7 protein-coding genes are annotated in these 8,857 nt (G+C 72.6%); 3 read left to right on the top strand and 4 right to left on the bottom strand.

Features of this window, described 5'->3' with window-relative positions; translation table 11 throughout:
• The first annotated feature begins 230 nt into the window (after positions 1-230).
• Positions 231-998: a helix-turn-helix transcriptional regulator gene (locus CF165_RS21225; RefSeq protein ID WP_205660925.1), complete on the top strand. Its 768-nt coding sequence runs from the start codon at positions 231-233 to the stop codon at positions 996-998.
• Between the two features lie 23 nt (positions 999-1,021).
• Here the strand turns inward: CF165_RS21225 and CF165_RS21220 are convergent, their stop codons facing one another.
• The 3 genes from CF165_RS21220 to CF165_RS21210 form a co-directional block, all read right to left on the bottom strand.
• The gene (locus tag CF165_RS21220; protein ID WP_093949271.1) at positions 1,022-2,062 is read right to left on the bottom strand and encodes an SRPBCC family protein; all 1,041 of its coding nucleotides are present in this window, start codon (positions 2,060-2,062) and stop codon (positions 1,022-1,024) included.
• An 88-nt stretch (positions 2,063-2,150) separates the two neighbouring features.
• Positions 2,151-2,798, bottom strand: coding sequence for a DUF6073 family protein (locus CF165_RS21215; protein ID WP_093949270.1), 648 nt, complete (start codon positions 2,796-2,798; stop codon positions 2,151-2,153).
• 32 nt (positions 2,799-2,830) lie between these two features.
• A complete protein-coding gene (locus CF165_RS21210; protein WP_093949269.1) occupies positions 2,831-4,138 on the bottom strand; it encodes a HEAT repeat domain-containing protein in 1,308 nt (435 codons plus the stop codon).
• Between the two features lie 302 nt (positions 4,139-4,440).
• On the opposite strand from CF165_RS21210, the gene CF165_RS21205 reads away from it, so the two are divergent.
• Together CF165_RS21205 and CF165_RS21200 are read left to right on the top strand one after the other, a co-directional pair.
• Positions 4,441-5,610, top strand: a complete 1,170-nt coding sequence (locus CF165_RS21205) for a KR domain-containing protein (RefSeq protein WP_093949268.1) — start codon at positions 4,441-4,443, stop codon at positions 5,608-5,610.
• Positions 5,607-6,425 carry an SRPBCC family protein gene (locus CF165_RS21200; RefSeq protein ID WP_093949267.1) on the top strand — a complete coding sequence of 273 codons (819 nt, stop codon included), beginning with the start codon at positions 5,607-5,609 and terminating at the stop codon, positions 6,423-6,425. The genes CF165_RS21205 and CF165_RS21200 overlap by 4 nt, the downstream gene beginning before the upstream one ends.
• A 4-nt stretch (positions 6,426-6,429) precedes the next feature.
• Here CF165_RS21200 and CF165_RS21195 read toward each other — a convergent pair whose 3' ends face one another.
• Positions 6,430-8,781, bottom strand: a complete 2,352-nt coding sequence (locus tag CF165_RS21195; protein WP_093949266.1) for an AarF/UbiB family protein — start codon at positions 8,779-8,781, stop codon at positions 6,430-6,432.
• Positions 8,782-8,857 lie beyond the last annotated feature (76 nt).

The raw sequence follows: 8,857 nt of genomic DNA, 5'->3' as shown, positions 1-8,857 counted from the left end.
GGCTTCGGGGTGGACTGCCGCGTCGTCGTGGTGTCACATGTCCAGTCGTGTCACGTGTCGAGTCGTGTCGGATGTCATTGTCGGCGCGCTGACGACGTATCGCACGGTTTGAGTATTCAGCCGTGCTGAGGTCGTTTTCGATCTTGGCCAGGTCATTTCGATGGATCTCCGCGATTCCCCGATGCCGGGCGGCGGCGGACACGACAAGTGGCGCGAAGGGGGAAACTTCCGTGCGCGTGACCGTGGATCGGGCGATCTCCGTGATGTGGGAGCGGTTCGGGGACCCGCTGACTCTGGACGACCTCGCCGATGCCGCCTTCGTCAGCAGATTCTATTTCTCGCGGGTGTTCAAGGACGCCACGGGGACCTCGCCGGGCCGGTTTCTGTCGGCCATCCGGCTGGCCGAGGCGAAGAACTACCTCCTGCGGACCTCATTGAGCGCCGGCCACATCTCGACGATGGTCGGGTACAACAGCGTGGGCACCTTCACGAGCCGCTTTGGCCGGAGCGTCGGGATGTCGCCGGCGCGCTACCGCTACCACTCGGAGTCGGGGGCGCCGGGAGCCTTCGTGCCGGCGCCTCGCTCTCCCGAGCGCCGCGGCGAGCTGCGGGGACGGCTCGAACCGGTCGCGGTCGTGCGGCCGTACCGGGTGTACGTCGGGTTGTTCGGCACTTCCATCGCCCAGGGACTGCCGGTCTCGTGCGCCGTCATGGAAGGTCCGGGCGACTACCGGCTGCCGGGCGTGCCCGACGGGACGTGGTTCGTCCGGGCCGCGGCGGTCGCGACCACCGACGTCGATCCGCGGCCGTGGGCCCGGCGTCCGCTCGGCGTGGGAGAGTGCGGGCCGGTGCTGGTCCGCGGCGGCGGGTGTGACGGCGAATGCGCCCTGCGGATCCGTCCCATGGAGCTGACCGACCTGCCGATCCTGCTGTTCCTGCCCGAGCTGGACTGCCGCGACGTGCCGTGCACGCTGCGCCTGCCCGTCGTGTCCGGATGAGCGGGCACGACGGGCAGGCCCGGTCAGACGCTCCAGGAGTGCGGCCCCGAGGAAGGCCGGCCTGACGGCCCGGGGGGACGGGCGCCGCCGAGGAGGTGCCCCAGCCTGCCGAACGCGCCGACCCAGAACTGGGTGAGCAGGGTGCGGTCGTGCGGTGCCGCCTCCCGCGAGCCGAACATCTCCCAGCCGGTGTGGAACACCTGGAGCAGGCTCCCGCCGAGCTGCGCGGGCTCGATCCAAAGGTGCCCGGACAGCTGCCCCGGCCAGCCGAGGCGCTCCAGGGCGAAGCTCGCGCTCGGCAGGTACGACGGGAACCGCTGCCCGGCTTCGACGTGCTCGGTCACGGTCAGCGCGGCGGTCCCGCTAGCGTCGCCGAGCACGAACGGCATCCGGTCACCGTTCGCGAGCGAGCCGGCCGTGCGGCCCAGCCAGAACTGCAGGGCGGGCACCGCGGTCAGCGCCGCCCACGCCTCGAACGGCGACACGGGCAGCTCGGCCTGGACGTAGGGCCCCATGCGCCGCCACGTCCACCGCACGTCGCGATCCGTGGCGATGTGGTCGGCCAGCTGGTCCAGGATGCCCGGCCAGCCCATGCCGTTCCAGGAGCGCCAGTCGGCCGGGCCGTTGGCGCCGATCTCGGTCACCGTCACCGACGTGCTGTCGCCGAGTTCGGCGAGCTGCCACGTCACCCGCGTCGCCGGGCCGACGCCGACCCAGCGCCACCGGTAGCCGAGCCGCGCGGAGCGGTCGTCGCCGTCCGGCGGCTCCACGACGTCGGTCTGGCACCTGAAGAACTCGCCGTCCCGGAAGTCCAGGATGCTCGCTTCGCCCGGGCACGCCCAGCCCCGGCCGGTGACGGCCAGCCACCGGCCGACCCGCTCGGGGGTCGTGAGCGCCTCCCAGACCGCGTCGACGCCCGCGGGGATCAGCACGGTGGTGATCAGCCGTTCCCACCGGTCCTGGGCGACCGGTCTCGCCGACGGGCGCAGCGGCGGGAACGGCGACGGCTCGTCCAGCGGCACGAGGAGCTCGTCGGGCAGGGCGGTTTTGTCCACTGTGGTCACTGCGGCCTCCGTTCGGGTCGGGCGCGAAAAGCGGCCCGGCCCGTGGTGGGGGAGACCACGGGCCGGACCGGTGAAGGGCCGACGGGGGTCAGCGCACCTGCTCCTCGGCGAGGTACCCGCCCATGTTGAACCGCAGGCTCGTCAGGTAGCCGACCGGTTCGCCGTCGGGGTCCTGCACGTCGTACAGCGGGAGCATCCGGTAGATCTGGCCCTTGCCGGGCGCTCCGGCCGGCGGAATCGACCGCACGTCGTCGATGGTCAGGATGACGGGCTCCCGGTTGAACAGCGTCTTGCCCAGCTTCGGCATGTCGAACAGGCAGCCGACGGCCATCCGGCACGCCTTGGCGGCCGGTCCCTCGCCCGCGTACGGGTCGAACGGGGTGCGGATCTGGCCCGCGGACAGGCAGTCGGGGTTGAGCGTGGTGGTGATGCGGCCGAGCTCCTCGGACTCGGCGACCATCTTCATCTCGATGAGGTTGGTGTAGACCTCGGCGCCCGCCCACTCGCAGTCGGTGGCTTCGGACCGGACGACGCGCACGTAGCCGTCGAACTCGACGTTGAACTCGCCGACGCCGGGGATGTTGAACGTGTCCCACGAGTGCAGGCCCAGGTTGTCGATGCCGGGCTCCGGGGGCGTCCACTTGACGACCGGGGTGCCCTCGTAGAGGTTCGGCACTCCGTCGACGGAGACCGGACGGCCGTAGATCGTGGTCTTGACGTGATCGGCTGTGGTCATCACTGGTTCCTTTCGGGAAAGTTCCGCCGGTGCTAGATGCCCACGGTCCGGTAGTCGCAGCACGTGCGTCCGGGCTCGTCGGGGATGCCGTCCTGGTCGCTGTCGAGCTCGCCGTCGACGGTGCTGTAGACGTCGCGGGAGTTGAGGTCGATGCGGCCGTCGCCGTCCCAGTCGTTGAGCTTGCCCTTGAAGGTGCCGAGGATGAAGATGTTGGTCAGGTCGCGGATCTCCGGGTCGTGCAGCGTCGACAGCACGCCGTTGCCCGGACGCAGGATCTCGTCGAGCGACTTGCCGGCCACGGAATCGACGTCGGTGTAGCCCCAGCCCTGGAACCGGCCGCGGACGTACCGGATCGCGGGCTCGCCGTGGACCAGCATCGACGGGTCGAGGTGCCAGTTGCCGTAGCGGGCGAACCCGATCCTCGTCTCGCGGGTGCCCTTCGACGGGTCGTCCGCGCGGCCCGACTTGAAGAACGTCCGCGGGACCTGTGACTCGAAGTAGAAGTTGCCGCGGTCGCTGCGGGTCCGCTCGGTGAACCCGCGGAACAGGTAGTTGTCCATGTGCGGCGAGCCGTCGGCGTGCAGCCCGGTGATGGTCTTGGCCATCAGCAGCTGCTTCTCACGCGTGGCCACGTTCGGGCAGGCGTGCGCCTGGCCGTAGATCCGGGCCAGCCCGAGCGGTCCGAGCGACAGCTTGCCCCAGTGCCGGTTGGTGGCGTCCAGCCGGACGTAGAGGTCGCAGTGGATGAGCAGGTGGATGGTCTCGTCGAAGGTGCGTCCCTCGGTGAAGACCGCGCCACGGCCGTCGAACGCGGGATCGCCCGTGGCCAGCTCGCTCGCGAACAGCGTCGACCACTCGGCGATTTCGGGGTCGGCGTCCCGCTCGAACCGCCGCAGTGCCGCGATCGCGTGCGGGCCGCCGAGCTTTTCGATGGCCCACAAGGTGCCCCAGCGGACCTCGCGGTCCTGCTCGGTCCGGACGACCTCGGAGAGCACTTCGAAGGCGTCGGGGAGATCGCGGTCCGCGTACTCGTAGACGGCCTGCTCGCGCAACACGCGGTCCGGGTGGTGCAGCGCGTCGTGCCGCAGTTCTTCGTCGGTGCGGCTGTCGACGCGGACGGCGGCCCGGTTGAGGGCGTAACCGAAGTCGCTCGCCCACGCGGCCGGGTCGCCCGCGACGAACCGCGGGTCCACGCTCAGCGTCGTGCGGTAGGCGAAGTTCAATGCGTCCCGCTGTTCGCTCCGCAGCGACTCGAGCGGGGGGACGTCGACCGGAAGAGCGGCCTGGAGATCCAGTTCACTCAGCGATTGTGCTGATTTGTTGCACAGATCAATGGCCATCGGCTGTGCCTCCGTGCTGGCTATGTCGGGTCTGCTTGCTGTCACGCTACGAGCGGGTCACCCGGGAAACTTCTCGCGACTTGCCATTGCGCCACCTGGTCGCGTCGGCACTGGTGAGGGTCAAGTCGATCAGGTAAGATCGAGGCACCGGACAATCTCATTTGCCGGTCTCCTGCGCTCTCGGGAGGGTTTTGGTGGGAACGAATCTCCGGCCGGGAACGGATTTGACATTTGTTCCGGTGGTCCGCCGTCCGAAACGAAGCATTCCGGTGGGCGAGCCGATTTCCGATTCCGCTATTCGAGTGGACGACGACGGAATCGTCGTCGAACTCGGCGCGCGCTGGCGCGCGGGTGACGCCACCCTGGTGCTGGAGGCGATCCACGCGGCGGCCGACGGCGGGGTCCCGCTGACCCTCGTCCACCGGGGCGCGGGCGGCCGGAGCCTGCTGCTGGCCGCGTCGGCCGAGTGGCCGCGGCTGACGTGCCGCGAGGTCGTGCGGGACACACACGCCGCGTTCCGGCCGCGGCCGGAACGCTGGGCGCACCACCGCCTGCTCCCGGCCGGACGGCCGATGGGCCCCACGGGGATAGCGATCTCCGGCGGCCTCGGCGGGCTCGGGCTGGCGCTGGCCGCCCGGCTCGGCGCGGCGGGACACCGGCTTTGGCTGCTCGACCGGCGCCCGGTGAGCGGGCTCGCGCTCGCCGACCAGCACCGGCTGGCGGCGGTCGCGCGAGCGACTCGCGTCGTCGTGCACCAATCCGACGTCACGAAGGCAGTGCCGGACAGCCCGTTCCCGGTGACCGCGCTCGTCCACGCGGCGGGAGAGCTGGAGCTGCACCCGTTGCGGGACATCGGCGCCGGACGGCTGGAGCGGCTGGCGCCGGCCAAGGCGGCCGCGTTGCGCACGCTTGTCCGCGCGCTCGCCCCGGGCGGGCTCCGTTCGGTGGTGGTGTTCGGGTCGGCCGAATCACGGCGCCCGCACCCCTTGTTCGGCGGGTACGCCCTCGCCAACGAGCTGGTCCGGCTCGAGGCGGCGCGGCTGCGCCGCAAGCACCGCGGGGTGCGGCTGGTCACCGCGGAGTGGTCGTTGTGGTCGGACGTCGGGATGGCGGGCCCGAGCGCGGGCGCGGCGGCCGCCGCGGGGTTCGCCACGGTGCCACCGGACTGGGGCGCCCAAGCCGCCGAACTGCTGCTGGACGCCGGGAACTCCGTCCCCGGCGAACTCGTCCTCGGCGGCCCGCAGCCGACGCCGGACCGTCCGTTGGCGGCGATCGCCGGCGTCGCGGGCAGTTCGGTGGCCAGGGACGGGCGATCCGTCGACCGGCTGGTGGCGCTGTGCCGGCCGGTTCGCGGTGGACGGCACCGCGTTGCGGGTGGGCGGGGCACGGTGGTCCGCGCGGTCGTCGACGGCCGGGCGGTCGCGACCTGGACCTCGCCCGTCCACGACTGGGCGGACCGGCGGCCGGGATGATCCCGTACGCGATCGAGCTCGTGGCCGAGCTGCCCGGTGACGTCGGTGCGGCCTGGCCGACGCTCGTCGAGGCCCGCCGCGCGCGGCCGTGGTGGGGCCGGCTCGGCCGGGACATCACCCACGTGGCCCAGCAGGTCGTGGTCCGGACCGGCGCGGCGTCGCACTACCGGCTTTGGATCGAGACGCTGGAACCCGGCAGGCTGCTCGAGTTCACCTCCGCCTACCTCGGCGTCGAGCCCCTCACCTTCGTCCGCGTGGAAGTGTCCGAACCGCGGCCGGGCCGGACGCGGATCAGGCTGTCGGAGCAGCTCGCCACCGAAGATCCGGCCACCGTCCACCAGGCACGGGAACTGTGGCGGCACCGGCTCGACCGGCTGACCGCCGTGGTGGGGCAGACCGGTTCCCGGTCGCCCGGCCCGGACGACGGCGACGCGATCGTCGTCGCCCGCGATCTCGGCGGGACCGGACGGCGGCCACTGCACGGCGCGGTGCTCGGCGACTGGCTGCCGCTCTCCGGGACCGGGTGGCCGCCGCGCTGGTTCCACGTCGTCGACTCCCACGGCGCGCGGCCGTTCCCGATCACCGGCTGGCAGGTCCACTACGACGACCGGCTCGTCATCGGGATCGGCGTCGTCCCCGGCGCCCGGCCCACCCGCGCCGACATCGGGATCGGCGTGGGGCGGGAGTCGCTGGAGCTCACGGTGCGGCACAGCGGCTGGCTGGCGATCGACATCGACGCCGAGGCGCGCGAGATGGTGTGCGACCGCTTCGCCGCGACCTGGCGGCACGCGCTGTGCCGAGCCGCGGAGGTGTGACGGATCAGCCCAGCCCGGTGGCCGCCGGGATCTGCAGGCCGGGCCACCACCGGCGCAGGGTGCCCTCGACGATCATCAGCGACATCAGGGGGAACGCGAAGTCGGCGGGGGGATGCACCCCGAACTTCTTCTGTGATTCGAAGACCTTGGGGCCGAAGTCCGTCATGTCGAAGCGATCCGCGGTCGCCGCCCGGACCAGGTCGGCGATCTCGGCGGCGAAGGCGGTTCGGTCGGCCGCCGAGTGCCGTGGCGGAGGCCCGCCGGGGAAGGCCGAGTCGTACATGACCTCGCCGCACCGCGTCCCGTTGCGCAGGGCGAGGTTCACGAAGAAGTCCCGCAGGGCGCGGCCCACCGCTTCGGGTATCTCGACGCTGTACCCGGCGTCGAGCATGACCACCGAACCGTCCTGCCGGACGTAGATGTTGCCGGGGTGCAGGTCGCAGTGCACGAAGCCGTCGCGGAAGATCATCGCGCCGACCGCGCTCAGCGCGCGCGACGCGGCGTCGTCGCGTACGGCGGCGCCGAGCTCGGGCGGAGAGCCGCCGGTCAGCCCGTCGACCAGGTCGGTGACCAGTGCCGCGCCGCAGGTGTATTCGTCGCGGACGCGTGGCACGACGATGCCGGGGTGGTGGGCCAGGTTCGCCGCCAGCCGGCGGGTGCAGGCCGCCTCGCGGACGAAGTCGATCTGCCCGTACAGGGCACGGCCGAGGTAGCCGACGAGATCGGCGAGCGGCGCCCCGCCCGCCGCGGGAAGGCGCTCGGCCCGCCGCGTCACCGAGGACATCAGGGCGAGGTCGACCGACATCGACTCGGCGACGCCCTCGCGCTGCAGCTTGACCGCGACGGGGTTGCCGTCGGGCTCGATCGCTTCGTAGACGCACGCGATGCTCCCGCTGCCGAGGCGGCGGCCGGTCATCCTGAGCCGGCGCAGGTTCGGCTGCTGCCGCCCGGCCAGCGCGAGCTGACGGCGGAACTCCGCGTCCGCCATCGGCGTGACGTCGTCGTGCAGGGTGCCGAGCTGTTCGGTCACCTCCGCCGGGAAGAGGTCGACGCGGCTGGCCAGCATCTGGCCGAACTTCACGTACGCCGGGCCCAGCCGTTCCAGCACCCGGACGATTCGCCGGGCCAAGCGAACCTGCGCGGCGGCCCGGCCGCCCCGGAGCCGGTCGGCCGTCCACAGTGGACCGAGCCGGGCGGCGGCGAGACCCGTGCGGGCGGTGAGGTGGAGCGCGCGGGCGCCGATCCGGCCGCGGCCGGCCCGGGGCAGCCTGCCGGTCTCGGGCAGGGGGACGGGGGCGGGCCGGGTGACGGCGTCCGGGCGCCGGAAAGCCGACGCGGCCACGAGCGGATGGACCGCGGGCAGGTCGGGGACCGGCCGGAGCCCGGCCTCTTCGGCGAGGGGGAGGAGCGCCTCGGGCGGGAGGCCGAGGGTGCCGAGCGGCCGGCCTCCGCGTGCCGCCGTGGTGGGCACGCAGTAGAGGAGGCTGGTCGTCAGCAACATCGCGGCCAGGGGGCCGGAAACGGGCGGCGACTCCACCACGAGCAAACAGCCCGACGGCCGCAACGCGGACGCCGCGGCGCGCATCAGTGCCGGGGGATCGGTGGCGTCGTGGAGCACGCTCAGAGCCAGCACCAGGTCGTAGTGGCCGGTCATCCCGGTGGCGGCGTCGACCGGCCGGAGGACGACCCGGTCGGCGAGACCGTGCTCCGACAGCCGGGCGTTGCCCGTCTTCGTCAGCCGTTCGTCGAGGTCGAACCCCTCGGCCGTGATGCGCGGGAAGGTCGTCGCCAGCGACTCGAGAGTCTCGCCCGACGCGCAGCCGATCTCCGCGACCCGGCCACCCGCGCGGAGGGCGTCGGTGAGCCCGGGCACCGCAGGCAGCCAGATCCCGGGCAGCAAGAACGTGGTCCACTGTGTACTCATCCGCTGCATCGCGTCGGCCAGCTCACGGGGGTACCGCTCGCTCTCCAGCACGCCACCCAGGGGGAAGGCGTCCGCGGCGGCAGGCACGCAGCGGGTGAGCGCGCCCGACAGGGCGAGGCCGGGCTGAAGATCGGCCGGTCCGCCCGGCGTTCCGAACCACGCCACGGCTTCCGGGGCCCAGGTGTACCCGGCGTCCGTGCGCGTCGCGAACCCCGCCGCGACCAGGCCCCGCAGCCACTCTTCGGTCATCCGCGCGTCGCCGCCCGCGCGGCGGGAGAGTTCGGCGACGTCCGCGGGGCCCGCGCCCAGCGCGGCGGCCAGGCCGGTGCGCGAACCGAACTCGAGCAGTGCCGCGGTCATGGCCTCGGCCAGCATCGCCATCGGGCGGGGCACGGTCTCCCCGGCGGCCCGGTGGCCGGCGGTTTCACCCATCGGATACTCCTCACCCCGGTGCCGCGAGAAACGGGAATCGGGCAGTCGTGGTGGGGATTGTGTTCGACCCGCGGGC

Origin of the sequence: Amycolatopsis vastitatis (genome assembly GCF_002234595.1) — a bacterium.
GTDB lineage: Bacteria > Actinomycetota > Actinomycetes > Mycobacteriales > Pseudonocardiaceae > Amycolatopsis > Amycolatopsis vastitatis.
The sequence above is the reverse complement of the archived record's forward strand: the minus strand, read 5'-3'. Positions and strand labels throughout refer to the sequence as shown.